Source organism: Duganella sp. Dugasp56, assembly GCF_047304105.1.
GTDB classification, from domain to species: Bacteria; Pseudomonadota; Gammaproteobacteria; order Burkholderiales; family Burkholderiaceae_D; genus Rugamonas; species Rugamonas hordei.
Window position 1 is genome coordinate 18105 of sequence record NZ_JBGLYQ010000006.1, and the last position, 23782, is coordinate 41886.

Sequence of the window (23782 nt, forward strand, 5' to 3'; positions counted from 1 at the left end):
CTGCTTACTAGATACACACATTTCGCACTATCAACCGATTTTTACACATCAGCATCAGAAGGGAAGCCAGCATGAAAATCCATGAGTATCAAGGCAAAGAAATCCTCCGAAAATACGGAGTGACGGTTCCGCGCGGTATTCCGTGCATGTCCGTGGAAGAAGCAGTCAAAGCTGCTGAAACCTTGGGCGGCCCGGTCTGGGTTGTAAAAGCACAAATCCACGCCGGTGGCCGTGGTAAAGGCGGCGGCGTGAAAGTAGCCAAGTCGCTGGAGCAAGTCAAAGAATACGCCGAGCAAATCATGGGCATGCAGCTGGTCACGCACCAGACCGGCCCTGAAGGCCAGAAAGTACGCCGCCTGCTGATCGAAGAAGGCGCGGACATCAAGAAAGAACTGTACGTGTCGATGGTTACCGACCGCGTATCGCAGCGCGTCGTCCTGATGGCTTCCTCCGAAGGCGGCATGGACATCGAAGAAGTTGCCGAGTCCCACCCAGAACTGCTGCACTCGATCGCCATCGACCCATCCGTCGGCCTGACCGACGCTGAAGCCGCCAGCATCGCCGCCAAGATCGGTGTGCCGGAAGGTTCGATCGCCGACGCGGTCACCAACCTGCAAGGCCTGTACAAAGCCTACTGGGAAACCGATTCGTCGCTGGCCGAAATCAACCCGCTGATCCTGACCGGTTCGGGCAAGGTCATCGCGCTGGACGCCAAGTTCAACTTCGACGCCAACTCGCTGTTCCGTCAGCCGGAAATCCTGGCTTACCGCGACCTGGACGAAGAAGATCCAGCCGAAGTCGAAGCATCGAAATTCGACCTGGCCTACATCTCGCTGGACGGTAACATCGGCTGCCTGGTGAACGGCGCCGGCCTGGCCATGGCCACCATGGACACCATCAAGCTGTTCGGCGGCGAGCCGGCCAACTTCCTGGACGTGGGCGGCGGCGCAACGGCTGAGAAAGTGACCGAAGCGTTCAAGATCATGCTGAAAAACCCAGGCCTGAAAGCCATCCTGGTCAACATCTTCGGCGGCATCATGCGTTGCGACGTCATCGCCGAAGGCGTGATCACCGCATCGAAAGCCGTTTCGCTGAAGGTGCCTCTGGTGGTGCGCATGAAGGGCACCAACGAAGACCTGGGCAAGAAGATGCTGGCCGATTCCGGTCTGCCTATCATCGCAGCCGACACCATGGAAGATGCAGCGAAGAGCGTTGTAGCAGCCGCTGCCGGTCAAGCTTAATTAAGGAATCAACATGTCCATTCTGATCAATAAAGATACCAAAGTCGTTACCCAAGGTATTACCGGCAAGACCGGTCAATTCCACACCCGCATGTGCCGCGACTACGCGAACGGCAAAGCTGCTTTCGTGGCAGGCGTGAATCCTAAGAAAGCCGGCGAAGACTTCGAAGGCATTCCTATTTTCGCCAACGTTACCGAAGCGAAAAAAGAAACCGGCGCCAACGTGTCGGTGATCTACGTGCCGCCTGCAGGCGCCGCCGCCGCGATCTGGGAAGCTGTCGAAGCTGAAATGGATCTGGCCATCTGCATCACCGAAGGCATTCCAGTCCGCGACATGATGGCCCTGAAGGACCGCATGGCCAAAGCCGGCTCGAAGACCCTGCTGCTGGGCCCTAACTGCCCAGGCCTGATCACCCCTGACGAAATCAAGATCGGCATCATGCCAGGCCACATCCACCGTAAGGGTCGCATCGGCGTGGTCTCGCGTTCGGGCACCCTGACCTATGAAGCAGTCGGTCAGCTGACCGCGCTGGGCCTGGGCCAATCGTCGGCAGTCGGCATCGGCGGCGACCCGATCAACGGTCTGAAGCACATCGACGTCATGAAGATGTTCAACGACGATCCTGACACCGACGCAGTCATCATGATCGGCGAAATCGGCGGCCCGGACGAAGCCAATGCGGCTTACTGGATCAAAGACAACATGAAGAAACCAGTGGTCGGCTTCATCGCCGGCGTTACCGCTCCTCCGGGCAAGCGCATGGGCCACGCCGGCGCGCTGATCTCCGGCGGTGCCGACACCGCACAAGCCAAACTGGAAATCATGGAAGCTTGCGGCATCACCGTCACCAAGAACCCGTCCGAAATGGCGCGTCTGCTGAAAGCCATGCTGTAATAACAGCCAGCTTGAATGTGGAATAAAAAAGCCCCATGTGCGCATGCGACGCTCAAGATCGTCGCAAGGCCACACGGGGCTTTTTCTTTTGGAGACCAGATTGGCGAAGATCATCATCTCGCGGGATGGGCAGGTAGAACAGCAAGTACAACTGAGCAAGGAGCGGATGACCATCGGCCGTCACCCGCGCAACGACATCGTGCTGACGCATCCGGCCGTCAGCGGCGAACACGCGGTCATCGTCACCATCCTCGACGACTCCTTCCTGGAGGACCTGCACAGCACCAACGGCACCTTCGTCAACGGCCACCGCATCGGCAAGCATTTCCTGCAGCACCAGGATGTGATCAAGATGGCCAAGTTCCAGGTCGAGTTCGTGGCCGACGGCGTGCGGCCGATGACGGCGGCGGCACCGTTGCTGGCGCAAATCGAAGTATTAAATGGCAGCAACGCCGGCAAGCAGGTGGCGCTGACCAAGCCGCAGACCACGCTCGGCCGCGCCGGCGTGCAGGTCGTGGTGATCCATCGCCAGCCGGATGCGTATTCTATCGTCCACACGGAAGGCGATGTGGCGCCGCTGGTGAACGGCGTCGCCTTGGGCAAGCAGGCGGCGCAACGATTGCACCCGGGCGACTTGATCGACCTCAGCGGAACCCAAATGGCCTTCCGCATCGCCTGACCAAATTTGTCAGTCGCGGGCTGAGCTGACAAATTGCGGCGTACCGGCTGACAAAAAAGGGCAGTCGGACCGACAAAAAACGGCAGTTTCAGGCGGTTTCAGCCGGATTCCATCGCAAAAAGGGCTGGCACATCAATTGCACATAGCTAGGTGCTCTACAAAATTTTGATGTTCAACACACCCGGGAGTCAAAAATGAAATCCATGCAGATGATGAAGAAACAAGCTCAGGCTGGTTTTACGCTGATCGAACTGATGATCGTGGTTGCCATTATCGGTATTTTGGCCGCCGTGGCGATCCCGGCGTACAGCGACTATACCGTCAAGGCCAAGATCGCCAACGCCCAGGGCGCTGCCGATTCGCTGAAAACCGCCGTGGCCGTGTGCGCGCAGGAAGCCGGCGGCACGCTGACCGATTGTTCCGATACCAAGCCAGGCATCCCAGTCTTCACCCCGACCAAGGAAGTTGCCAGCGCAACCGTCGCTGCAGGCGTGATCACCATGACACTGGGTACCGGTCTGGGTACCGGCGTCGATGGCCTGACCATTATCTACACCCCAACCGTCGCAGCTGGTGCAACCAATCTGACCTGGAAGGCCACCACCACCGTGACCAACACGGCTGCGGCGGCTGCCATCACGAAGAACAACGTAACGCCTTAATGGTTGATGGACGAAAAACCCGGCCTTGGCCGGGTTTTTTTTTGCCAGCAGTCGACAAAATTTGTCAGTCACTTAATGCATTGACAAATTGCGTCATGAAAACTGACAAAAAATGGCAGCTTTTGGCGGTTTTTAGTTTGATTGACGAGTAAAAAGACCCTGGCACAGCAATTGCTCATAGGGAACTACCTAACAAAAAATTGATGTACCCCAACCAGGAGTAGAAAAATGAAATCCATGAAAATGATGAAGAAACAAGCACAAGCCGGCTTCACCCTGATCGAGCTGATGATCGTGGTTGCCATTATCGGTATCCTGGCCGCCGTGGCAATCCCTGCGTATAGCGACTACACCGTCAAAGCCAAGATCGCCAACGCCCAGGGCGCTGCTGATTCGCTGAAAACCGCGGTTGCTGTTTGCGCCCAGGAAGCCGGCGGTATCCTGACCGCTTGCGACATGGGCACCAACGGCATCCCTGCCGCATTTACCACCACCAAGGAAGTTGCTTCGGCTACCGTTGCCAAGGGTATTATCACGCTGACCCTGGGTACCGGTCTGGGTACTGGCGTCGATGGCCTGACCATTGTCTACACCCCGACCATCGCGGCTGGCGCAACCAACCTGACCTGGAAAGCCACCACCACCGTGACCAATACGGCTGCGCAGGCTGCCATCACGAAGAACAACATCCTGCCTTAATGGATGTTTGAGCTAAAAACCCGGCTGATGCCGGGTTTTTTTTCGTCCATGCAAAACGCATCAGACGATCTTCTGGCGGTCGGCGATCAGCGCTTCGTAGGTTAGGTTTTGCAGCATCGTGTAGTGAACCGGATCCAGGTCGATGAACTGCACGCCGTAGGTGAACACGTCGGGCTTGTCGCCGGTGGCCGGCTTGACCATGTTGATATTGCGTATCGTCGCCTGCGGGTTGATGCGCACCTGCCGGTTGCCGGGCTGGGCGATCAGGTAGAACGACAGCCCGACTTGGTCGTCGTCTTCCGACAGCTTCTTGGCCGACTCGATCAACGCGCCGGAAACGCTCAGATTGACCAGGAATACCGAGGTGGTGCCGACCGGCGTCGTCACCTGCGCCGGGATATCGACCTTGACCCGCATCGCCGCCCGCAGGCTGGTGCCCTGGATCGATACCGGGAACGACAGGTGGACATAAAACAGCGGCCTGGGGAACACGCGCTGCACGACGCACGAGAACGAACACACGTTCACGCCGGAAAAGACCCGGATCGTCAGCTTGTCGCCATCGTTGAGCGCGATCGGTGCGCCATTCTCGAACGGCACCTTGACGATCATGTATTCGTCTTTGGACCATCCTATCAGCGTGGAGAAGTGCTGGATGGGTTTGATGGTACGGTGAGTAATGAACTGTATCCTGCCGCCTACCTGCAGGTTCATCTGCTCGAATTCGTATTCCTGAGTCTTGGCTTCGCCTGCTGGAGGAGTGCTGCTCATGCAAATTCTTTCGTGAGGCCTGCGTCAAATAATTACTTCCGTGACATCAATTATATACCTGCCATGTGAAGGTAACAATCAGACAAGACGAGCAGTTGCGATTTGGTCGCGGCGTGCTTTAGTCTGGCGTCCTGGACAAGGGCAGCCCGTCCAGTCCCGGCGTGGCGGCGAACAAGGCGGCGATGAAGTCGATGAAGACCGTCGCGCGCAGTGGCAGTAGCCGGTCAGCGGAATACACCGCATTGACCGGCGATTTCTTTGCATGATCGCCCAGGACAAGTTGAAGCTTGCCGCTGCGAAGCTCATGGGCGACCATCCACGCCGGCAAATAGCCTATGCCCATGTTCGCCAGCGCCGCGCGGCGCACCCCCTCCAGGCTGTTGAGCTTGAGGCGGCCCGTCACGTGCACCTCGCCGTTAGTGAATGCCCAGCCCCGTCCTTCTTCAGCGAGCAGGGTATAGATGATGCATTGATGTTGCAGCAAATCGGCGGGCTGGCTCGGAACGCCATGCTGCTCCAGATAAGCGGCACCGGCGATGCAGACGCGCTCCGAGGTTCCAACCCGCCGTGCCCGCAGCGCGCTGTCTTTCAGCGCGCCACCGCGTATTGCCACATCCACTCCCTCGGCGATGAGATCTGCGAAGCTGTCGCTGAGCCTGAATTCCACTTCTACATCCGGAAACCTGGCCATGAATTCCGGCAGTGAATCGACGATCTGTTCCACCGCCAGGGTGGGGGCGCACGCCACCCTCAGCAGTCCATGCGGATTTTGCTGTCCACGCGCCTCGGACTCCGCCTGATTGATGACATCCATCGCCTGCCGGGCCAATTCGTAATAGCGCTGACCGTCGGGTGTGACGGTCAGCTGGCGAGTCGACCGGTTCAATAGCCTGGTGCCCAGCATGCGCTCCAGCGACCCGATGTGGCGACTGACATTGGGCTGGCCGATGCCCAATTCGCGCGCCACGGCCGAAAAGCTGCCGGTCTCCACAGCCCGAACCAGGCAATGCATCCATAGCAATTTATTCATCTGGGAACGCCGAGTGATTGATTCATGCAATTAAAGCATAAATGTTGTGAGCCGCGCTTGCCTTATCGGGCTGGTTGTTCCTCTGCATACTCACTCGTACTCCATCCACTTTAAAGGAAGATCATCATGACGTTGAAACTCGTACAAAAAGTTGCAGTCATCACTGGTGGCAGCACCGGTATCGGCCTGGCCATGGCCAAGCGTTTCGTCCGCGAAGGCGCCAAGGTCTACATCACCGGCCGCCGGCAGACGGAACTCGACGCTGCGGTCAGCGCCATCGGCGGCGCTGCCGAAGGGATGCGCGTCGACTCCACGGACCAGTCGCAGTTACAGCAACTGTTCGATCACATTCGCGACCGGCATGGCAAGCTGGACGTACTCGTCGCCAACGCCGGCGGCGGCACCATGCTACCGCTGGGCCAGATTACGGCAGAGCATTTTGACGACACCTTCTCCCGCAACGTGAAGGGCACGCTGTTCACCGTCCAGACCGCCTTGCCGCTGCTGGGAAATGGCTCCTCGGTCATCCTGACGGGCTCCACCGCCGGCAGCAGCGGCACCGAAGCGTTCAGTGTCTACGGGGCATCCAAGGCGGCGGTGCGCGCGTTTGCGCGCAACTGGATTCTGGATTTGAAGGGACGTGGCATCCGCATCAACACGCTGAGCCCCGGTCCGATCAAAACGCCAGGCCTGGTGGAACTGGTCGGCAACGATCCTTCTCAGCAGCAGGGCTTCCTCGACCACCTGGCCTCGCTGATCCCGATGGGACGCGTTGGCGATCCGGACGAGATCGCGAAGGCGGCGGTGTTCCTGGCGTCGGACGATTCCAGCTTCGTCAATGGCATCGAGTTGTTTGTCGATGGCGGTATCCAGCAGATTTAGTCGGCAGCAATGGCTTGGCTGGTCACGCTCCAGTCGCCCGACTTGCCGCCATGCTTCTCCATCACGCGGATGTCGGTCATCACCATGCCCCGGTCCACGGCCTTGCACATGTCGTACACGGTCAGCAGGCCGACCTGCACGGCGGTCAGCGCTTCCATTTCCACTCCGGTCTTGCCGTAGGTTTCCACCTGGGCCCTGCAGTGGACGCTGGAATTGGCGACGTCGGTCTCGAAATCGACGGCAACACGGGTCAGCGCCAGCGGGTGGCACAGCGGCACCAGGTCGCTGGTGCGCTTGGACGCCATGATGGCGGCGATGCGGGCGATGCCCAGCACGTCGCCTTTCTTGGCCGTGCCGCCGGTGATGATGGCCAGCGTTTCCGGCTTCATGCGGATGGTGCCGCTGGCCAGCGCGATGCGGTGCGTTTCGGCCTTGGCGCCGACGTCGACCATGTGGGCCTGGCCGGAGGCGTCGAAATGGGTCAGCTGCTCGGCGGGATTTGCGGGTGTGGTCATGATCGAAACGTAACAAAATAATTCAGTGGAGAGCGCCGTGCGTAAGCGCGCGAGTTGCGGGTATCATAGCATCGTGAATGAAAAACGATTCCCCCGCTCCCTGCGCATGCGCCTGACCGCCGCCGCGCTGCTGGTCGCCATGCCGGTGGCGATGGCGCAGAACGCGCTGGCGCCCGCCAAGATCCCGAACCTGCCTTCGCTCGGCGATACCGAACGCCAAGACCTTTCGCCGCTGATGGAACGCAAGCTGGGCGAGGAAATCATGCGCGACATCCGCCGCGACAAGGATTTTCTCGACGACGGCCCGATCCTCGAATACATGAACAACTTCGGCAACGCGCTGGTGGCGGCCCGCCCCGGCGCGCGCGGCGAAGCCAATTTCGATTACTACTTCTTTGTCGTGCGCGATCCGCAACTGAACGCGTTCGCGCTGCCGGGCGGCTTTATCGCCGTGCACTCGGCGCTGCTGCTGGCGGCAAACAACGAGTCCGAGCTGGCCTCGGTGCTGGGCCACGAGATCGGCCACGTGGTCCAGCGCCACATCGCCCGCTCCATCGGCCAGCAGAAGCAGGACGCGCTGATACCGCTGGCGGCCATGATCCTGGCCGCGCTGGCGTCCCGCGCCGGCGGCGACGCGGCCATGGGCGTGTTCCTGGGCGGCCAGGGCCTGGCCATCCAGCGTCAGCTGAACTTCGGCCGCGATGCCGAACGCGAAGCCGACCGCATCGGTTTCCAGATCATGGGCGAGGCCGGCTTCGACACGTCGGGCATGGTGGCCTTCTTCCAGCAAATGCAGAATTCGACCCGCAACTACAGCGACCTGGTGCCGGCCTGGCTGCTGACCCACCCGCTGACCACCGAACGCATCGCAGACATCCAGGCGCGCATCCGCGAGCAGCCGTACAAGCAGCGCCAGGACAGCCTGGACTTTTACCTGGTGCGTTCGCGCGCCCGCGTGCTGCAGGACCAGACCTCCAACGGCTATGCCGAAGCGAAGCAGTTTTTCCAGACTCAGATGGGGCAGGACAACTGGCAGCTGAAGGCCGCCGGGCAATACGGCATGGCCTTCCTGAGCATGAAGCAGGGCGACACGGCCAGCGCGCAAACCTGGCTGGACAAGGCGCGCGACACCGTCAACAAGCCGCCGATGGCCGGCGTGTTCGGCGCCGCGCCGCGCACCAAGGCTGAGTCGATTTTTGTCGCGACGTCGATCGAGATCAAGCTGGCGCAGCCGGATAACAAGGCGGTGCTGGCCAAGGCCGCCGAGGAGGCGGAGGCGGCGCACCAGAAGTTTCCGCTGTCGCGCGGCATTGCGCATCAGTACGGCGAGGCGATGATCGCGGCCGGCAAGCTGGAGGAGGCGGCCGTCTATCTGCGCGACCAGGTGCAGCTGTACCGCGAGGATCCGGATTCCTACGACCTGCTGGCGCAGACGTATTCCAAGCAGGGCAAGCTGGCGTTGCAGCACATCGCGCTGGCGGAATCGTATGTGCTGCAGGGCGGCACCTTGTCGGCGCTGGACCAGCTGAACTATGCGCGCAAGGCGCCCGATGCGTCCTTCTATGACCAGGCCGTCATCGATGCGCGTGAACGCGAGCTGCAGGCCAAACGCCGCGAGGAAATGGGCGACAAGGCCAAGAAGGATATGCGCGAGGCCGATTCGCGGCCGGCATTCAAGGCCGAGATGAAGTCCGGCGCGGATGCCCGCCAGCCAAGCTATCCGTTCGACCGCCTGCGTCAGCAGAACTCGGACGCGACCACCGATCCGTTCGACCGTTCGCGTTCACAGGATATTACGTCGGGGCGGACGGTACGCTGACGTAGCCTAAGCGCGCCGGCAAGTCGGCGCCAGCCATGCGCTGCACGGCGATCTGGCGGCCCCGCTCGCACAATGTCAGCGCCACCGGCGGCAACTCGTCGCCTTCCAGCCAGGCCAGCAAGGCTTCGTCGTCCACCGGCTCGCCGTTCATTTGCAATTGCGGCAGCACGTGCGCGAAGTCGCGGTCGTCGAGTTGCGCCACCACGTCGCCGCTGCGCAAGACCAACGCGCCGGTCTCCGTCAGCACCGCTTCATCGATGCCGCCCAGCGCGGCGCCGGTGTGCAGCGTCCAGCCATGCTCGGAATCGGGATCGGTGCGGACGATGTAGGGCGTCGCCTCCAGCTGCACGTACACGCGCTGCGGACCGTTCTGAAAATACCAGCAGCCGCGCTCGTCGGCGGCATAGTTGCGCACGATGAAGGCCACCAGCGCGCCATGCGTCAGCTTGTCGCCGGGAAGGTTCAGGTGCTGCGCGCGCTCGTCGCGCATGCGCCAGTTGCCGCGCGCGTCCAGCCCCAGCCAGCCGTAGCAGTGGGGCACGTTCGGCCATTTGGCCAGCGCCTGCTTGACGATGTCATCCATGCTGTTCCACCAGTGCGTCGTTTTGTGCGATGCCGGTAGCGCCTTCCATGAAATGGATCAGGCGCCGCGGCAGCCAGTCCAGCTTGCCCGGCAGTCCGCCGACGGCAAAACCGACATGGCCTCCGTGAGCAGGATAGTCCAATACCACATTGGCCGCCGCACGCTGCGGCAGATGGCGGCCCGGCAGGAAGGGATCGTTCCTGGCGTTGAGCACCAGCGTGGGCACGGTGATGTCGCCCAGCACGTGCTTGGCGCTGGCGCGGTCCCAGTAATCCTCGGTGTTGCGGTAGCCGTGCAGCGGCGCCGTGACGACGTTGTCGAATTCGTAGAGATCGCGCGCGGCATGCAGCTTGTCCAGTTCGAACAGGCCGGGGAACTGCTGCAGCTTGGCCACGCATTTGGGCTTCAGCGTTTGCAGGAACATGCGCGTGTAGATCATGTTGAAGCCGCTCGACAGCGACGCGCCGCCCTGCGCCAGGTCCAGCGGCGCCGACACCGAGCAGGCGGCGTCGACGAAGTCCGCCCGGTGCTGCGATTCGCCCAGCCAGCGCAGCAGCGCATTGCCGCCCAGCGAGACGCCGGCCGCGTAGAACTTGCCCTGGCTGCGCGCGTGCAGGCGGCGGATGACCCAGTCGATTTCCTCGGCATCGCCAGAATGGTAGAAGCGCGGCGCGCGGTTCGGCTCGCCCGAGCAGCCGCGGAAATGCGGCACCGCGCCGGACCAGCCGCGCGCGACCACGTCGGCCATCAGCGCGCGCGCGTAGTGGCTGTCGGACGAGCCTTCGAGGCCGTGGAACAGCACGACAAACGGCTGCCCCGGCTGGCCGTCGACGAAATCCACGTCGACGAAGTCGCCGTCCGGCGCATCCCAGCGCTCGCGCCGGAACCGCACCGCCGGCTTGGCGATGCAGGTGGCGGGATAGATGGTCTGCAGGTGGCCGCTGGGCAGCCACAGAGGGGCGGTGTACTTCACGGCGATTCAGTGCGGCTTAATTTAGTGGAAGACTTGTGTGGGCGTATCGACCGGCACCGGGCCCGGCGCCACCGACACATGGTGCAGCACGATGCGCCAGCCGCGCGGGGTTTTGACGTAGACGTTGGTGGCGACCAGGTGCGCCGCTTCGTTGCCGGCTGCGGCGGTGGTGCCTTCGACCACCGTGTGCACCGAACTCATCAAGTTGTGCGTCTCGTGCAGCTGCGACGGCATGATGTGCAGGCCGCCATGCTCGAGGATGGCGCTCCATGACGAGCGGATCGCCGCGTGCCCGATCAGGCGCGGGCCTCCGGGATGCACGCAGACGATTTCGTCGTCGTCGGCCCACAGGGCCATCAGCGCATCGAGGTCCGCGCGGTTCAGCGCATCGTAAAACGCCGATTCGGTTTCGGCGGCGCTACCATTCAACTGCTTGACTCGTTTGGTTGGCATGCTGGCTCCGGTAGCGCTGCGCTGATTAGTGGTGGCCGACGACGGTGCCTGGCTTCAGGCGGTAGGCGGTGCCACAGTACGGGCACTTGGCGACGCCGTCGTGGTTAAACTCCAGGAATACGCGCGGATGCGACGACCACAGCGGCATGGCGGGGTTCGGGCAATGGGCTGGCAGGTCCTTGCCTTCGAGTTCTACGGCATTGGCGGCGGCGGACGTGTTGGCGGTGGTCATATTCTTATGCTCCGAAAGGCTGAGGGGAAACCACGATTTTAACGGATTCGCGCATTGAGCAAAAATCATCGGTAAAATAGCGCCTCTACAACACCGGTCCCACCTGCTATGTGGCAGGAATGCCACAAGAATCCACATGACCGAATCCAGCAGCGTACCCCCATCGCCTTACGTGGCAGAGCATCATGAGCCATCCTGGCGCGAGGGGGTGAAGGCCGGCACGCCCACCCTGTTCGGCATCGGCGCCTGGGGCCTGGTGGTCGGCATCGCGATGGTCAAGAGCGGGCTGACGGTGCCGCAGGCGCTGGGCATGACCATGCTGGTGTTCGCCGGATCGGCCCAGCTGGCGGCCTTGCCGTTGATCGCGGCGCACTCGCCGATCTGGGTCATCTTCGCCACCGCTTTTGTAGTAAATCTTCGCTTTGTCATCTTTTCCGCGCTGTTGGCGCCGCATTTCGCGCATTTGCCGCTGCGCAAGCGCTTCCTGCTGGGCTATGTGGCCGGCGACATGACGGTCGCGCTGTTCCTGCAAAAATACCCGTCCGAAGCGCCGCAAGTGGGCAAGCTGTCCTATCTGAAGGGCTTGCTGTATCCGAACTGGGCCGCCTGGCAGATCGGCTCGATCGCCGGCATCTTCCTTGGCAGCGCCGTGCCGGCCGAATGGGGGCTGAGCTTTGCCGGCACGCTGGCCATCATCTGCGTGATGATCCCGCTGATGGCCGGCCGTCCGGCGCTGTGCGGCGTGCTGGTGGCAGGCGTGGTGTCGGTGCTGGCGGCCGGCCTGCCGTACAAGCTGGGCCTGCTGCTGGCCGTGCTGGTCGGCATGCTGACCTCGATGGCGGTCGAAGAGGGCGCCGAAAAATGGAGAAAAACACATGGCTGATTGGGAAGTCTGGGCCGTCATCGGCGCGCTGGCGGTGGCCACGGCCGCCACCCGCAGCTCGTTTTGGGTAGTTGGACAACATGTGACCATCCCGAAGCGGGTGCAGGAAATGCTGCGCTACGCCCCGGCCTGCGCCTTGGCGGCCATCGTCGCGCCGGACCTGATCCTGGCGGACGGCCATGCTGTGCTTGATTTGAGCAATCTCAAACTGGTGTCTGGAATTGTTGCTACGATCTTCTACTTGCTGCGTCGCAATATGCTGCAGACCATTATATTTGGCATGGCTTTCTACACGGCATTACGCCTGATGCATGTATTTTAATAACAGAAGAATCAGCCCCGGCTTGCGGTAAAATAGCGCTCTTTCATTAACTCGACCTTGGGTAGCCATGTCCGCTGTTCTGAACTTCATCCGTCTGCAAGATCTCATCGCCCAGAATGCGCTGCAAGGCAAGCGCGTTTTTATCCGCGCCGACTTGAACGTGCCGCAGGATGATGCGGGCAATATCACCGAAGATACGCGCATTCGCGCGTCCGTTCCGGCCATCAAGGCAGCTGCCGCCGCCGGCGCCAAAGTGATGGTGACGTCCCACCTGGGTCGTCCGACCGAGGGCGAGTTCAAGCCGGAAGACAGCCTGGCGCCGGTCGCCAAGCGCCTGTCCGAGCTGCTGGGCCAGCCGGTCGAGCTGAAGCAGAACTGGGTGGACGGCGCCGGCCTCGAAGGCCTGCAGGCCGGCCAGGTCGTGTTGCTGGAAAACGTCCGCGTCAACAAGGGCGAAAAGAAGAACAGCGACGAACTGGCGCAGAAAATGGCCGCTTTGTGCGACATCTACGTCAATGACGCCTTTGGCACCGCCCACCGTGCCGAGGCTTCGACGCACGGCATCGCCAAGTTCGCGCCGGTCGCCGCGGCCGGTCCGCTGCTGGCCGCCGAGCTGGACGCATTGGGCAAGGCGCTGGGCGCCCCGGCCCGCCCGCTGCTGGCCATCGTCGCCGGCTCCAAGGTTTCCTCCAAGCTGTCGATCCTGAAGGCGCTGGCCGACAAGGTCGACAACCTGATCGTCGGCGGCGGCATCGCCAACACCTTCATGAAGGCCGTCGGCCTGAACATCGGCAAGTCGCTGGTCGAGAACGAACTGGTCGACGAAGCCAAGGCCATCATCGAGATCATGGCCAAGCGCGGCGCGCAAGTGCCGATCCCGGTCGATGTCGTGTGCGCCAAAGAGTTCTCGCCCACCGCCGCCGCCACCGTCAAGGACGTGGCCGACGTGGCGGACGACGACATGATCCTGGACATCGGCCCGAAGACGGCCGCCATCCTGGCCGCGCAGATCGGCGCGGCCGGCACCATCGTCTGGAACGGCCCGGTCGGCGTGTTCGAGTTCGACCAGTTCGGCGAAGGCACCAAGACGCTGGCGCTGGCCATCGCGGTGTCGAAGGCGTTCTCGATCGCCGGCGGCGGCGACACGCTGGCGGCGATCGCCAAGTACAACATCACCGAGCAGATCGGTTACATCTCGACCGGCGGCGGCGCCTTCCTGGAGTTCCTGGAAGGTAAAACCCTGCCTGCAGTGGAGATCCTGACCCAGCGTGCTGCGGCGCAGTAATATAGCGGGTGTAAAAGCACGGTCGTGCGGTGTAGCAAATTAACAGTAAAATCCAGTTAATGCCTGGGAAAGGTCTAAAAACTGTAGCTTTGCTACATTTTTCGGGCCTCACCATAACAAACAGCGCAGCTTTTCCTGGTTCCCGCCGACCGCGGGGACTGTTCGCATGACCCAACGCTCAAGGAATACTCCATGTCCCGTGGTACCAAAATTGTCGCAACGATCGGCCCAGCCTCCACTGACTTTAATGTACTGGTCAAAATGATACGTGCAGGCGTCGATGTCGTACGCCTGAATTTCTCGCACGGCAAGGCGCAGGACCATATCGACCGAGCGCGCCTGGTGCGCGAAGCGGCGGCCGAATGCGGCCGCGAAGTGGCGATCATGGCGGACATGCAGGGTCCTAAAATCCGCGTTGGCAAGTTTGAAAATGGTAAGATTGACCTTGCGAACGGCGACAAGTTCATCCTGGACGCCAAATGGGGCGAAAACGGCGAACTGGGCAACCAGGAGCGCGTCGGCCTGGACTACAAGGCGCTGCCGCAGGATCTGCGCCCGGACGACAAGCTGCTGCTGAACGACGGCCTGATCGTGCTGGTGGTCGACAAGGTGGTCGGCCACGAGATTTACACCACCGTGAAAATCGGCGGCGAGCTGTCCAACAACAAGGGCATCAATCGCCAGGGCGGCGGCCTGACCGCGCCGGCGCTGACCGCCAAGGACATGGAAGACATCAAGACGGCCATGAGTTTCCAGTGCGATTACCTGGCGATCTCGTTCCCGAAAAGCGCAACCGATATGGAAATGGCGCGCCAGCTGGCCAACATCGCCGGCGAGCCGTTCGGCCACAAGCCGATGATGATCGCCAAGATCGAGCGTGCCGAAGCGATCCCTGTGCTGCAGGAGATCCTCGACGCGTCCGACGGCATCATGGTGGCGCGTGGCGACCTGGCGGTGGAAGTGGGCAACGCGGCGGTGCCGGCGCTGCAGAAGCGCATGATCAAGATGGCGCGCGAGTCGAACAAGCTGGCGATCACCGCGACCCAGATGATGGAATCGATGATCTTCAACGCCGTGCCGACCCGCGCCGAAGTATCGGACGTGGCCAACGCGGTGCTGGACGGCACCGACGCGGTGATGACCTCGGCGGAAACCGCCTCGGGCCGCTACCCGATCGAGACCGTGGAAATGATGGCCGCCATTTGCGTGGAAGCCGAGCAGTCCGAGTACAACAAGCTCGACGCCGACTTCCTCAATGCGACCTTTACCCGTATCGACCAGTCGATCGCGTACGGCGCCCTGTTCACCGCGCACCACCTGGCGGTCAAGGCGATCGTGGCGTTGACCGAGTCCGGTTCGACCGCGCTGTGGATGAGCCGCCACAACATCGATACGCCGATTTACGCGCTGACGCCAAGCACCACGACGTTGCGCAAGGTGGCGCTGTACCGCAACGTGAAGGCCTACAATCTGCAGCAGAAGGGCAGCAGCGCACAGGTGCTGAAGCAGGCCGAGGATCTGCTGGTGGAGTACGGCATCGTCAAGAAGGGCGACATGATCGTCGTGACCTGGGGCGAGCCGATGGGCCAGGTCGGCGGCACCAATGCGCTGAAGATCGTCAAGGTTGGAGAGTTTACCCAGTAAGTCCGGTAGCGCCGCCCCCGCGGAACGGGGGGTCGCCCCTCGAACAACGAGGGGGGACGGGCTCCGGCAACCAGGTTTTTTTATTGTTTGGAGTATTACCATGTCCCTCGTATCCATGCGTCAACTGCTGGACCACGCCGCTGAAAACGGCTATGGCATCCCTGCGTTCAACGTCAACAATCTGGAGCAGGTGCAGGCCATCATGGCCGCCGCCGACGCCCTGAACAGCCCGGTCATCATGCAGGCCTCGGCCGGCGCCCGCAAATATGCCGGCGAAGCTTTCCTGCGCCACCTGATCGACGCCGCCGTCGAAGCCTACCCGCACATCCCGGTCGTCATGCACCAGGACCACGGCCAGTCGCCAGCCGTGTGCCAGGCCGCGATCCGTTCCGGCTTCACCTCGGTGATGATGGACGGTTCGCTGGAAGCGGACGGCAAGTCGGTCGCATCGTACGAGTACAACGTTGAAGTGTCGAAGGAAGTGGTCAAGTTCTCGCACGCCATCGGCGTCACCGTGGAAGCGGAACTGGGCGTGCTCGGTTCGCTGGAAACCATGAAGGGCGACAAGGAAGACGGCCACGGCGCCGAAGGCACCATGACCCGCGAAATGCTGCTGACCGACGTGGCCCAGGCCGCCGACTTCGTGCAGCGCACCCAGTGCGACGCGCTGGCGATCGCCATCGGCACCTCGCACGGCGCCTACAAGTTCACCCGCAAGCCGACCGGCGACATCCTGGCCATCGACCGCATCAAGGAAATCCACGCCCGCATCCCCAACACCCACCTGGTGATGCACGGCTCGTCGTCGGTGCCGCAGGAACTGCTGGCCATCATCCGCGAATTCGGCGGCGACATGAAGGAAACCTATGGCGTGCCGGTCGAGGAAATCCAGGAAGGCATCCGCCACGGCGTTCGCAAGATCAACATCGACACCGACATCCGCCTGGCGATGACCGCCGCCGTGCGCAAGTTCATGTTCGAGAACCCGTCGAAGTTCGACCCGCGCGACTTCCTCAAGCCGGCCCGCGCCGCCGCCGAGCTGGTCGTGCGCGCGCGCTTCCAGTCCTTCGGCTGCGAAGGCCAGGCATCGAAAATCAAGGTCATTCCGCTGGAAAAAATGGCTGAACGCTACAAGGCCGGCGAGCTGGCCCAGATTGTGAAGTAAAATTCTGTTTGGAACGGGTTAGTCCTTTTGGACCAACCCGACTCTTTCGACCGGCGATCGAGGCTCCCTCCACCGCCGGTTTTCGCTTTTTCATTACATTCCCCGCTATGAACAGCCTTTACCAGACCTCTATCCACTCCCTGCCATTGCTCGGCCACGGCAAAGTCCGCGACAACTACGCTGTCGGCGACGACAAGATCCTGATCGTCACCACCGACCGCCTGTCGGCCTTCGACGTGGTCATGAATGAACCGATTCCCGGCAAGGGCATGGTGCTGAACCAGATGAGCGACTTCTGGTTCGAGAAGCTCGGCCACATCGTGCCGAACCACCTGACCGGCGTGGCGCCGGAATCCGTGGTGGCGCCGGAGGAAGTGGAGCAGGTCCAGGGCCGTGCCGTGGTCGCCAAGCGCCTGAAGCCGATCATGGTCGAGGCGGTGGTGCGCGGCTACATCATCGGTTCGGGCTGGAAGGATTACCAGGACACCGGCAGCATCTGCGGCATCAAGCTGCCGGCGGGTCTGCAACAGGCCGAGAAGCTGCCCGAGCCGCTGTTCACGCCGGCCGCCAAGGCCGACCTGGGCGAGCATGATGAAAACATCAGCTTTGCCGAAATGGAAAGCCGCATCGGCGCCGAACTGGCCGCCAAGATGCGCGACGTCAGCATCCAGCTGTACAAGGCCGCCGCCGACTACGCGGCCACGCGCGGCATCATCATCGCCGACACCAAGTTCGAATTCGGCCTGGACGAAAACGGCGTCATGCACCTGATGGATGAAGTGCTGACCGCCGATTCCTCGCGCTTCTGGCCGGCCGATTCGTACAAGCCGGGCATGTCGCCGCCGTCGTTCGACAAGCAGTTCGTGCGCGACTACCTGGAAACGCTGACCTGGGGCAAAACCGCGCCGGCGCCGGCGCTGCCTGCCGACGTCATCGACAAGACCCAGGCCAAGTATTTCGAAGCCATCGAGCGCCTGACCGGCCAGAAACTGAAGGCCTGACATGGATCAGAACAAGCCATTGGTCGGCGTCATCATGGGCTCGTCGTCGGACTGGGACGTGATGCAGAACGCGGTCGCCATCCTCAAGCAGTTCGGCGTGCCGTTTGAAGCGCAAGTGATTTCGGCCCACCGCATGCCGGACGAGATGTATGCCTACGCCAAGAGCGCGCGCGCGCGCGGCCTGCGCGCCATCATCGCCGGCGCCGGCGGCGCCGCCCACCTGCCGGGCATGGTGGCCGCGATGACCATCGTGCCGGTGCTGGGCGTGCCGGTGCCGTCGAAATATCTGCGCGGCGAGGATTCGCTGCTGTCCATCGTGCAAATGCCGAAGGGCGTGCCGGTGTCGACCTTCGCCATCGGCGAAGCGGGCGCCGCCAATGCCGCGCTGACGGCGGTGGCGATGATCGCCGCCAACGACGACGCGCTGGCCGACCAGCTGGAAGCATTCCGCGCCACGCAAACCGCAGCCGCCAAGGCCATGACTTTACCGCTTGAATAAATGAGTAATCCGAAGTTCACACCACTGCTGCCCAACGCCAATCCGCCAGCTTGGCTGGGCGTGATGGGCGGCGGCCAGCTCGGCCGCATGTTTGCCCAGGCCGCACAAAGCATGGGCTACCAGGTCGCCGTGCTGGAGCCTGCCGACGAGTGTCCGGCAGGGCAGGTCGCGCAGCGCCTCGTCAACGCCGGCTACAGCGATGCCGCCGGCCTCGACGCGCTGGCCGCGCAATGCCTGGCCGTCACCACCGAATTCGAGAACGTGCCGGCCGACAGCCTGTCGCGCCTGGCCGAAAAAGTATTTGTCGCGCCGAACGCGCACGGTGTGTCGGTGGCACAGGACCGCATCGCGGAAAAACGCTTCTTCGTCGATTGCGCGGCCAAGTCCGGCGTGCTGCCGGCGCCGCACAAGGTGATCGCCTCGCAGGAGGATATCGACGCCATCGCCGACGACCTGCTGCCCGGCATCCTGAAGACCGTGCGCATGGGTTACGACGGCAAGGGCCAGGTCCGCGTGAAGTCGCGCGAAGACGTGCGCGCCGCGTTCGAGTCCATGGACAAGGTCACTTGTCTGCTGGAAAAGATGCTGCCGCTGGCCTATGAAGTGTCGGTGCTGACGGCGCGCGGCGCGGACGGCGAGTCGGTGGTCTATCCGATCGCCGAGAACGTGCACCGCGACGGCATCCTGTTCACCACCACCGTGCCGGGCCCGAATGTTTCCGACGCCAGCGCCAAGGTGGCGCAACGGGCGGCGCAAGCCATCGTTGCCGAGCTCGGTTATGTCGGCGTGCTGTGCATCGAGTTCTTCGTGCTTACCGACGGCAGCCTGGTGGTCAATGAAATGGCGCCGCGTCCGCACAACAGCGGCCACTACACGATGGATGCCTGCGTCACCAGCCAGTTCGCGCAGCAGGTCCGCGCGATGGCGCGCCTGCCGCTGGGCGACGTGCGCCAGCATTCGCCGGCCGTGATGCTCAACATCCTCGGCGACGTCTGGTTCACCGACGACACCGATGCCACGCGCGAACCGGCGTGGGACCAGGTGCTGGCGCTGCCCGGCGCCTGCCTGCACCTGTACGGCAAGGACGACCCGCGCCGCGCGCGCAAGATGGGGCATCTGACCTTCATCGCGCCGACCCTGGCGCAAGCGCGGCAGCAGCTGAACGCCGCCTGCGTCATCCTGGGCATCGCGCCGTGAAAGCGGTCGCTGACCAGGCCGCCATTGCCACGGCGGCGGAAGTGCTGGAAGCGGGCGGCCTGGTCGCTTTTCCGACCGAGACCGTCTACGGCCTCGGGGCGGATGCCGAGAACCCGGCGGCCGTGGCCCGCATCTACGAAGCCAAGGGCCGTCCCAACGACCATCCGGTGATCGTCCACGTCGCGCCCGGTGCCGATCTCGACTACTGGGTCACCGATATTCCGCGGGAAGCGCGCCAGCTGGTGCAAGCCTTCTGGCCCGGTCCGCTGACCTTGATTTTGAAACGCGCCAGCCACATCCCCGACGCCGTCTCCGGCGGCCAGGATACGGTCGGCATCCGCTGCCCGTCGCATCCGGTCGCGATCGCCTTGCTGAGCGCCTTCAAGGGCGGCAAGGGCGGCGTGGCCGCGCCGTCGGCCAACAAGTTCGGCAACGTCAGCCCGACCACCGCCCAGCACGTGCGCGACGAGTTCGGCCTCGACGACCATGACGAGGGCCCGACCGAATCCGGGGACGACGCCTGCAGCGCCGCCTTGCTGACCACCGTGCTCGAAGGCGGACCCAGCCAGGTCGGCATCGAGTCGACCATCGTCGACCTGTCGCGCCTGGCCACGCACGGCCCGGTGCTGCTGCGTCCCGGCCGCATCAGCGCGCAGCAGATCGCCGACGTCATCGGCGCCATGCCGGCCGCGCCCGACCAGGCCGCGCCGCGCGCCTCCGGCACGCTGGAATCGCACTACGCGCCGCGCACGCCGGTCACCATGCTTGAGCACGCCAAACTGTCCGACACCGTGACTCAGTTGCAATCGAAAAGTCTCTCTGTTGCCGTCATCAGCTATGCCTTGCCGGCATTGGTGCAGTCGCAGCAAATGTTGCCCGCCGACCCGGCCGGCTATGCCTACGGTTTGTATGCCGCCTTGCGCGATATGGACCAGACCGGCTCCGACGTGATTCTCGTCGAAACCCCGCCGCAAGGCCCGGAATGGCTGGGTGTCAACGACCGGCTGCGCCGATCCGTGTTCGGCTCGGCCGGTGTCATCGCGTCATTGTTGAACAAATGAGCTGTGTGGGCACCGCAACATCATGGTGCTTGCGGTTTGCTTTCCTGCTACGATGAAACGGTTGCCGGCCGAAAAAATCGCTCGGCGACCTTGAATTCACTAGCAAGGATGCGATGATGCGCGGCCCCCGTCTTTCCCTGATTTTCCCGGCAGTCCTGTTGGCTTCGTGCGGCGGCGGTGGCGGTTCGTCCGCCGACCATACCGGCGGCACCGTCGTCACCCAGCCTCCCGTTACGCAGTTGCGCGGCGTCGTCATCGGCGGCGCCACCCTGGTGCCTGCCGTTGTGAGCGCCGGCGCCACGCTGAACACCGTCGATCCCGTCACGATGAGAAACCTGGTGCAGGCCTCGGTCAGCTACGGCAGCGCCGTCACCGGCACGCCGACCTGCGCCGTCACCACCTACACCGTCAGATACCACACGGTCGACGGCATGGCCGCCGACACCGACGCCAGCACCGCCATCATGGTGCCGTCCGGCACTGATCCGGCGTGCCAGGGCGGCCGTCCGGTGATGCTGTACGCGCACGGCACCTCGGCCTCGAAAGCCACCGACATGGCCAACCTGGCCGGCACCGAGGCGCGCCTGATGGCGGCGATGTTCGCGGCGCAGGGCTACATCGTGGTGGCGCCGAACTACGGCGGTTACGCCGGCTCGGCCATGGCCTACCACGCCTATCTCGACGCCGAGCAGCAGGCCAACGACATGATCGACGCCTTGCGCGCCGCGCGCAGCGCGTTCGGCGCCATCAACGCGACCGCGTCCAGCCGGCTGATGGTGAGCGGTTACTCTCAGGGCGGCTTTGTGGCGCTGGCCACGCAGCGCGCGATGCAGACCAAATACTCGGGCGAATTCAAGGTCACGGCGGCGGCGCCGATGTCCGGCCCGTACGCCTTGCTGCAGTTCGGCGACGCCATCTTCAACGGCGCGCCGACGGTCGGTTCCAGCGCTTTCCTGCCGATGCTGATCAACGCCGGGCAGCGCGCCGGCGCCGGCCTGTACACCAGCCTGAACGACGTCTACGAAGACAAATACGCCACCGGCATCGACACGCTGCTGCCCGGCACCCTGGGCCTGGGCGACCTGGTCGCCGCCGGCAAGCTGCCGAACGACGTGCTGTTCGCGGCCGATTCGCTGCCGCAGGCGGCCGGCTACGCTTCCTATTTCGGCGCCGACCATTTGCTCAAGACCAGCTACCGCAACAGCTACCTGGCCGATCTGAAGGCCAATCCGTGCAATACCAACTCGAGCACGCCGCTGGCCTGCGCGCCGGCGCAGCCGCTGCGCAAGTGGCTGCTGAAGAACGACCTGCGCACCTACACGCCGAGCGTGCCGCTGTTCCTGTGCGGCGGCAACCAGGACCCGGTGGTGCCGTTCGCCAATACCGATGCCGCCGGCGCTTATTTCCGCGCCCAGGCCATGTCGTCGCTGCAATTGACGGTGCTGGATCTGGACGACTCCGCGCTGCTCACCGACTACCGCAACGCGCGCGCGGAGTTCGCCGCCGCCAAGGCATTGCTGCGGCTTTCGGTCATCAGCGGCGGCGGCAGCGGGAGCGATGCCAACAAGGCCGTCGCCGACAGCTACCATGCCGGCCTGGTGGCGCCATTCTGTATGCGTGAGGCAAGAAACTTCTTCGATTCCGCACCATCGCGGTGAAAATACTGCCGGACTCGCTTTCATGCCGAAATTGACACCGAGCAAACGTTCTTTTTAGCCACAAAAAGGACGCTCAATTGCGTGCTCCTCTATACAACGTTGCTCAAGGCTGGCATATTAGTTGTGTTGCGAATAGCACGGCCGTTCGTATCACATCACAAAATAAAATTCCTAGGAGACAATATGCGTCACACCAAATTTGCACTCGCTGCAATGGCCTTGGCCGTCCTTGCAGGCTGCGGCGGTACAGATCCAGCACCTGGCAACCAAACCCTCAAGAACAAGTTCAGCGCCCAGGTATCGTTTGGCGATAGCCTGTCCGACGTCGGCTCCTACGCTGTCGGCACCGTGGCTGCGCTGAAGGGTGGCAAATTCACGATCAACGGCGACAGCTCCGCCACCGTGTCCACGCTGACGGGCAAGAACTGGACCGAACTGATGGCCGCGCAAATCGGCGTGGCCGCGCCATGCCCCGCGATTACCGGCCTCGACGGCAATGCAGCCCAAGGCTTCTCGGTGCCGCAAGTAGCCCACGCCGGCTGCTACGGCTATGCACAGGGCGGCGCCCGTGTGACCAACCCTGTCGGCCCAGGCAACAAGCTGACCGGCAGCCCGCTGGGCGCGCTGACCATTCCTGTGGTCACCCAGGTGGCCAACCACCTGAAAGCCGTCGGCGGCAAATTCAAGGGCGACGAGCTGGTGCTGGTCATGGCCGGCGGTAACGACGTGCTGTTCAACCTGTCCAAGCTGAGCGCCGACGCCACCGCGGCCGGTACCGCCGCCGGCGGCCAAGCCTATGTGACCAGCCTGGTGGGCCAGCTGGCCGCCGGCGCCACCAACCCGCAGACCGCCGCCCAGGCCATCGGCCTGGCCGCGGGCACCGAAGCGGCGCGTCCTGGCAGCACCCAGACCACGATCACCCAGGCCGCCATCGGCGCCGCCGCCATCCAGCCAGGCAACTCGGCTGTGGCATCGCCTGCCGTCTACGGTCCGATGGTGGCCAAGGCCACCACCGACGCGACCGCCGCCGGCGCCAAGGCTGGTGCCGACTATGCCACCGCCCACGGTCCCGACCTGGTCGCCGCCATGACGACCGCCGGCACCGAACTGGCCACCCTGGTGAAAACCCAGATCGTCGCCAACGGCGCCAACTTCGTCACCGTGAACAACCTGCCGGACGTGGCCACCACGCCGTCGGGCCGCGGCCAGTCGGCATCGACCCAGGCCCTGATCAACGCCATGGTCAGCGCCTTCAACACCGCGCTGACCACCGGCCTGTCGTCGGAAACCAAGGTGCTGATCGTGGACGTGTTTGCCGCCAGCCACGACCAGGCCACCAACCCCGGCCCATACGGCCTGACCAACGTGTCGGAAACCGCCTGCGACCTGACCCCTGCCAAGAACCCGCTGGCCAGCTCGCTGGTCTGCAACGCCAGCAACGTCAAGTCCGGCGATATCAGCCACTGGTCCTTCGCCGACGACGTCCACCCGACGCCGTTCACCAACCTGCTGCTGGCCCGTTATGTGGCCGAGAAGCTGGTGGTCAAGGGCTGGCTGTAATTCTGTCGTCGCAGGCAGCCGCCGCCTGAGGGCGCCGGCTGCCGGACTCACAACACAATAAATCTGGAGACGA

At 63.1% G+C, this 23782-nt stretch carries 25 protein-coding genes; 18 read left to right on the forward strand and 7 right to left on the reverse strand.

Annotation, left to right across the window (positions count from 1 at the left end; translation table 11 throughout):
• The first annotated feature begins 71 nt into the window (after window positions 1–71).
• From sucC to ACCD07_RS05230, 5 genes are all read left to right on the forward strand, one after another.
• Entirely contained in the window at window positions 72–1241 is a 1170-nt protein-coding gene (sucC, locus tag ACCD07_RS05210) for an ADP-forming succinate--CoA ligase subunit beta (RefSeq protein ID WP_176652285.1), read from the forward strand.
• 13 nt (window positions 1242–1254) lie between these two features.
• Entirely contained in the window at window positions 1255–2136 is an 882-nt protein-coding gene (gene sucD, locus ACCD07_RS05215) for a succinate--CoA ligase subunit alpha (protein ID WP_152808787.1), read from the forward strand.
• Between the two features lie 100 nt (window positions 2137–2236).
• Window positions 2237–2815 carry an FHA domain-containing protein gene (locus tag ACCD07_RS05220; RefSeq protein WP_413446717.1) on the forward strand — a complete coding sequence of 193 codons (579 nt, stop codon included), beginning with the start codon at window positions 2237–2239 and terminating at the stop codon, window positions 2813–2815.
• A 194-nt stretch (window positions 2816–3009) separates the two neighbouring features.
• Window positions 3010–3477, forward strand: coding sequence for a pilin (locus ACCD07_RS05225; RefSeq protein ID WP_413446718.1), 468 nt, complete (start codon window positions 3010–3012; stop codon window positions 3475–3477).
• A 228-nt stretch (window positions 3478–3705) separates the two neighbouring features.
• Window positions 3706–4176, forward strand: a complete 471-nt coding sequence (locus tag ACCD07_RS05230; protein WP_353401212.1) for a pilin — start codon at window positions 3706–3708, stop codon at window positions 4174–4176.
• Between the two features lie 60 nt (window positions 4177–4236).
• Here the strand turns inward: ACCD07_RS05230 and ACCD07_RS05235 are convergent, their stop codons facing one another.
• Both ACCD07_RS05235 and ACCD07_RS05240 read right to left on the reverse strand, forming a co-directional pair.
• The gene (locus ACCD07_RS05235) at window positions 4237–4947 is read right to left on the reverse strand and encodes a flagellar brake protein (protein ID WP_353401210.1); all 711 of its coding nucleotides are present in this window, start codon (window positions 4945–4947) and stop codon (window positions 4237–4239) included.
• Between the two features lie 118 nt (window positions 4948–5065).
• Window positions 5066–5977, reverse strand: coding sequence for a LysR family transcriptional regulator (locus tag ACCD07_RS05240; protein ID WP_353401208.1), 912 nt, complete (start codon window positions 5975–5977; stop codon window positions 5066–5068).
• Between the two features lie 126 nt (window positions 5978–6103).
• On the opposite strand from ACCD07_RS05240, the gene ACCD07_RS05245 reads away from it, so the two are divergent.
• Window positions 6104–6859, forward strand: coding sequence for an SDR family NAD(P)-dependent oxidoreductase (locus ACCD07_RS05245; protein ID WP_413446719.1), 756 nt, complete (start codon window positions 6104–6106; stop codon window positions 6857–6859).
• On the opposite strand, the gene moaC is transcribed toward ACCD07_RS05245, so the two are convergent.
• Window positions 6856–7374, reverse strand: coding sequence for a cyclic pyranopterin monophosphate synthase MoaC (gene moaC, locus ACCD07_RS05250; RefSeq protein ID WP_413446720.1), 519 nt, complete (start codon window positions 7372–7374; stop codon window positions 6856–6858). The two genes, ACCD07_RS05245 and moaC, sit on opposite strands and share 4 nt — an antisense overlap.
• Window positions 7375–7480: 106 nt before the next feature.
• Here moaC and ACCD07_RS05255 point away from each other — a divergent pair, with 106 nt between their 5' ends.
• Complete coding sequence (locus ACCD07_RS05255; RefSeq protein ID WP_413446793.1) at window positions 7481–9193, forward strand: M48 family metalloprotease; 1713 nt, start codon at window positions 7481–7483, stop codon at window positions 9191–9193.
• On the opposite strand, the gene ACCD07_RS05260 is transcribed toward ACCD07_RS05255, so the two are convergent.
• Genes ACCD07_RS05260 through ACCD07_RS05275 form a run of 4 tightly spaced genes read right to left on the reverse strand, consistent with a single transcriptional unit; the run spans window position 9168 to window position 11434 of the window.
• Window positions 9168–9776, reverse strand: a complete 609-nt coding sequence (locus tag ACCD07_RS05260; RefSeq protein ID WP_413446721.1) for a DUF2946 family protein — start codon at window positions 9774–9776, stop codon at window positions 9168–9170. The genes ACCD07_RS05255 and ACCD07_RS05260 overlap by 26 nt on opposite strands.
• Complete coding sequence (locus ACCD07_RS05265; protein WP_413446722.1) at window positions 9769–10749, reverse strand: YheT family hydrolase; 981 nt, start codon at window positions 10747–10749, stop codon at window positions 9769–9771. The genes ACCD07_RS05260 and ACCD07_RS05265 overlap by 8 nt, the downstream gene beginning before the upstream one ends.
• Before the next feature lie 21 nt (window positions 10750–10770).
• Window positions 10771–11202, reverse strand: coding sequence for a YybH family protein (locus tag ACCD07_RS05270; protein ID WP_413446723.1), 432 nt, complete (start codon window positions 11200–11202; stop codon window positions 10771–10773).
• A 25-nt stretch (window positions 11203–11227) separates the two neighbouring features.
• Entirely contained in the window at window positions 11228–11434 is a 207-nt protein-coding gene (locus tag ACCD07_RS05275; RefSeq protein WP_176652294.1) for a zinc-finger domain-containing protein, read from the reverse strand.
• A 136-nt stretch (window positions 11435–11570) separates the two neighbouring features.
• Between ACCD07_RS05275 and ACCD07_RS05280 the strand changes: the two genes are divergently transcribed.
• From ACCD07_RS05280 to ACCD07_RS05330, 11 genes are all read left to right on the forward strand, one after another.
• Window positions 11571–12317 carry an AzlC family ABC transporter permease gene (locus ACCD07_RS05280; protein WP_413446724.1) on the forward strand — a complete coding sequence of 249 codons (747 nt, stop codon included), beginning with the start codon at window positions 11571–11573 and terminating at the stop codon, window positions 12315–12317.
• A complete protein-coding gene (locus ACCD07_RS05285) occupies window positions 12310–12639 on the forward strand; it encodes an AzlD domain-containing protein (RefSeq protein WP_176652296.1) in 330 nt (109 codons plus the stop codon). The genes ACCD07_RS05280 and ACCD07_RS05285 overlap by 8 nt, the downstream gene beginning before the upstream one ends.
• 67 nt (window positions 12640–12706) lie before the next feature.
• Entirely contained in the window at window positions 12707–13924 is a 1218-nt protein-coding gene (locus tag ACCD07_RS05290) for a phosphoglycerate kinase (protein ID WP_413446725.1), read from the forward strand.
• A gap of 192 nt (window positions 13925–14116) precedes the next feature.
• Complete coding sequence (gene pyk / locus ACCD07_RS05295; RefSeq protein WP_176652297.1) at window positions 14117–15568, forward strand: pyruvate kinase; 1452 nt, start codon at window positions 14117–14119, stop codon at window positions 15566–15568.
• A gap of 100 nt (window positions 15569–15668) precedes the next feature.
• On the forward strand, window positions 15669–16733 hold the full coding sequence (gene fba / locus ACCD07_RS05300; RefSeq protein WP_176652298.1) for a class II fructose-bisphosphate aldolase: 1065 nt from the start codon (window positions 15669–15671) through the stop codon (window positions 16731–16733).
• A gap of 107 nt (window positions 16734–16840) precedes the next feature.
• Complete coding sequence (locus ACCD07_RS05305; protein ID WP_176652299.1) at window positions 16841–17734, forward strand: phosphoribosylaminoimidazolesuccinocarboxamide synthase; 894 nt, start codon at window positions 16841–16843, stop codon at window positions 17732–17734.
• 1 nt (window position 17735) lies between these two features.
• Window positions 17736–18233, forward strand: coding sequence for a 5-(carboxyamino)imidazole ribonucleotide mutase (gene purE, locus ACCD07_RS05310; protein WP_176652300.1), 498 nt, complete (start codon window positions 17736–17738; stop codon window positions 18231–18233).
• Window positions 18234–19430 (forward strand): 5-(carboxyamino)imidazole ribonucleotide synthase, encoded by a 1197-nt coding sequence (locus tag ACCD07_RS05315; protein ID WP_176652301.1) that lies wholly within the window; start codon window positions 18234–18236, stop codon window positions 19428–19430.
• The gene (locus ACCD07_RS05320; protein WP_413446726.1) at window positions 19427–20491 is read left to right on the forward strand and encodes an L-threonylcarbamoyladenylate synthase; all 1065 of its coding nucleotides are present in this window, start codon (window positions 19427–19429) and stop codon (window positions 20489–20491) included. Before ACCD07_RS05315 ends, ACCD07_RS05320 begins: the two co-directional genes overlap by 4 nt.
• 113 nt (window positions 20492–20604) lie before the next feature.
• On the forward strand, window positions 20605–22149 hold the full coding sequence (locus ACCD07_RS05325; protein WP_413446727.1) for an alpha/beta hydrolase family protein: 1545 nt from the start codon (window positions 20605–20607) through the stop codon (window positions 22147–22149).
• Window positions 22150–22332: 183 nt separating this feature from the next.
• The gene (locus ACCD07_RS05330; protein ID WP_353401188.1) at window positions 22333–23709 is read left to right on the forward strand and encodes an esterase; all 1377 of its coding nucleotides are present in this window, start codon (window positions 22333–22335) and stop codon (window positions 23707–23709) included.
• The last annotated feature ends 73 nt before the right edge of the window (window positions 23710–23782 follow it).

Excerpts from the sequence above, each read along its gene's own strand:
- sucC (WP_176652285.1), top strand. The coding sequence starts at position 72 with ATGAAAATCCATGAGTATCAAGGCAAAGAAATCCTCCGAAAATACGGA.
- sucD (WP_152808787.1), top strand. The coding sequence starts at position 1,255 with ATGTCCATTCTGATCAATAAAGATACCAAAGTCGTTACCCAAGGTATT.
- ACCD07_RS05225 (WP_413446718.1), top strand. The coding sequence starts at position 3,010 with ATGAAATCCATGCAGATGATGAAGAAACAAGCTCAGGCTGGTTTTACG.
- ACCD07_RS05230 (WP_353401212.1), top strand. The coding sequence starts at position 3,706 with ATGAAATCCATGAAAATGATGAAGAAACAAGCACAAGCCGGCTTCACC.
- ACCD07_RS05235 (WP_353401210.1), bottom strand. The coding sequence starts at position 4,947 with ATGAGCAGCACTCCTCCAGCAGGCGAAGCCAAGACTCAGGAATACGAA.
- ACCD07_RS05240 (WP_353401208.1), bottom strand. The coding sequence starts at position 5,977 with ATGAATAAATTGCTATGGATGCATTGCCTGGTTCGGGCTGTGGAGACC.
- ACCD07_RS05245 (WP_413446719.1), top strand. The coding sequence starts at position 6,104 with ATGACGTTGAAACTCGTACAAAAAGTTGCAGTCATCACTGGTGGCAGC.
- moaC (WP_413446720.1), bottom strand. The coding sequence starts at position 7,374 with ATGACCACACCCGCAAATCCCGCCGAGCAGCTGACCCATTTCGACGCC.
- ACCD07_RS05255 (WP_413446793.1), top strand. The coding sequence starts at position 7,481 with ATGCGCCTGACCGCCGCCGCGCTGCTGGTCGCCATGCCGGTGGCGATG.
- ACCD07_RS05260 (WP_413446721.1), bottom strand. The coding sequence starts at position 9,776 with ATGGATGACATCGTCAAGCAGGCGCTGGCCAAATGGCCGAACGTGCCC.
- ACCD07_RS05270 (WP_413446723.1), bottom strand. The coding sequence starts at position 11,202 with ATGCCAACCAAACGAGTCAAGCAGTTGAATGGTAGCGCCGCCGAAACC.
- ACCD07_RS05275 (WP_176652294.1), bottom strand. The coding sequence starts at position 11,434 with ATGACCACCGCCAACACGTCCGCCGCCGCCAATGCCGTAGAACTCGAA.
- ACCD07_RS05280 (WP_413446724.1), top strand. The coding sequence starts at position 11,571 with ATGACCGAATCCAGCAGCGTACCCCCATCGCCTTACGTGGCAGAGCAT.
- ACCD07_RS05285 (WP_176652296.1), top strand. The coding sequence starts at position 12,310 with ATGGCTGATTGGGAAGTCTGGGCCGTCATCGGCGCGCTGGCGGTGGCC.
- ACCD07_RS05290 (WP_413446725.1), top strand. The coding sequence starts at position 12,707 with ATGTCCGCTGTTCTGAACTTCATCCGTCTGCAAGATCTCATCGCCCAG.
- pyk (WP_176652297.1), top strand. The coding sequence starts at position 14,117 with ATGTCCCGTGGTACCAAAATTGTCGCAACGATCGGCCCAGCCTCCACT.
- fba (WP_176652298.1), top strand. The coding sequence starts at position 15,669 with ATGTCCCTCGTATCCATGCGTCAACTGCTGGACCACGCCGCTGAAAAC.
- ACCD07_RS05305 (WP_176652299.1), top strand. The coding sequence starts at position 16,841 with ATGAACAGCCTTTACCAGACCTCTATCCACTCCCTGCCATTGCTCGGC.
- purE (WP_176652300.1), top strand. The coding sequence starts at position 17,736 with ATGGATCAGAACAAGCCATTGGTCGGCGTCATCATGGGCTCGTCGTCG.
- ACCD07_RS05315 (WP_176652301.1), top strand. The coding sequence starts at position 18,234 with ATGAGTAATCCGAAGTTCACACCACTGCTGCCCAACGCCAATCCGCCA.
- ACCD07_RS05325 (WP_413446727.1), top strand. The coding sequence starts at position 20,605 with ATGATGCGCGGCCCCCGTCTTTCCCTGATTTTCCCGGCAGTCCTGTTG.
- ACCD07_RS05330 (WP_353401188.1), top strand. The coding sequence starts at position 22,333 with ATGCGTCACACCAAATTTGCACTCGCTGCAATGGCCTTGGCCGTCCTT.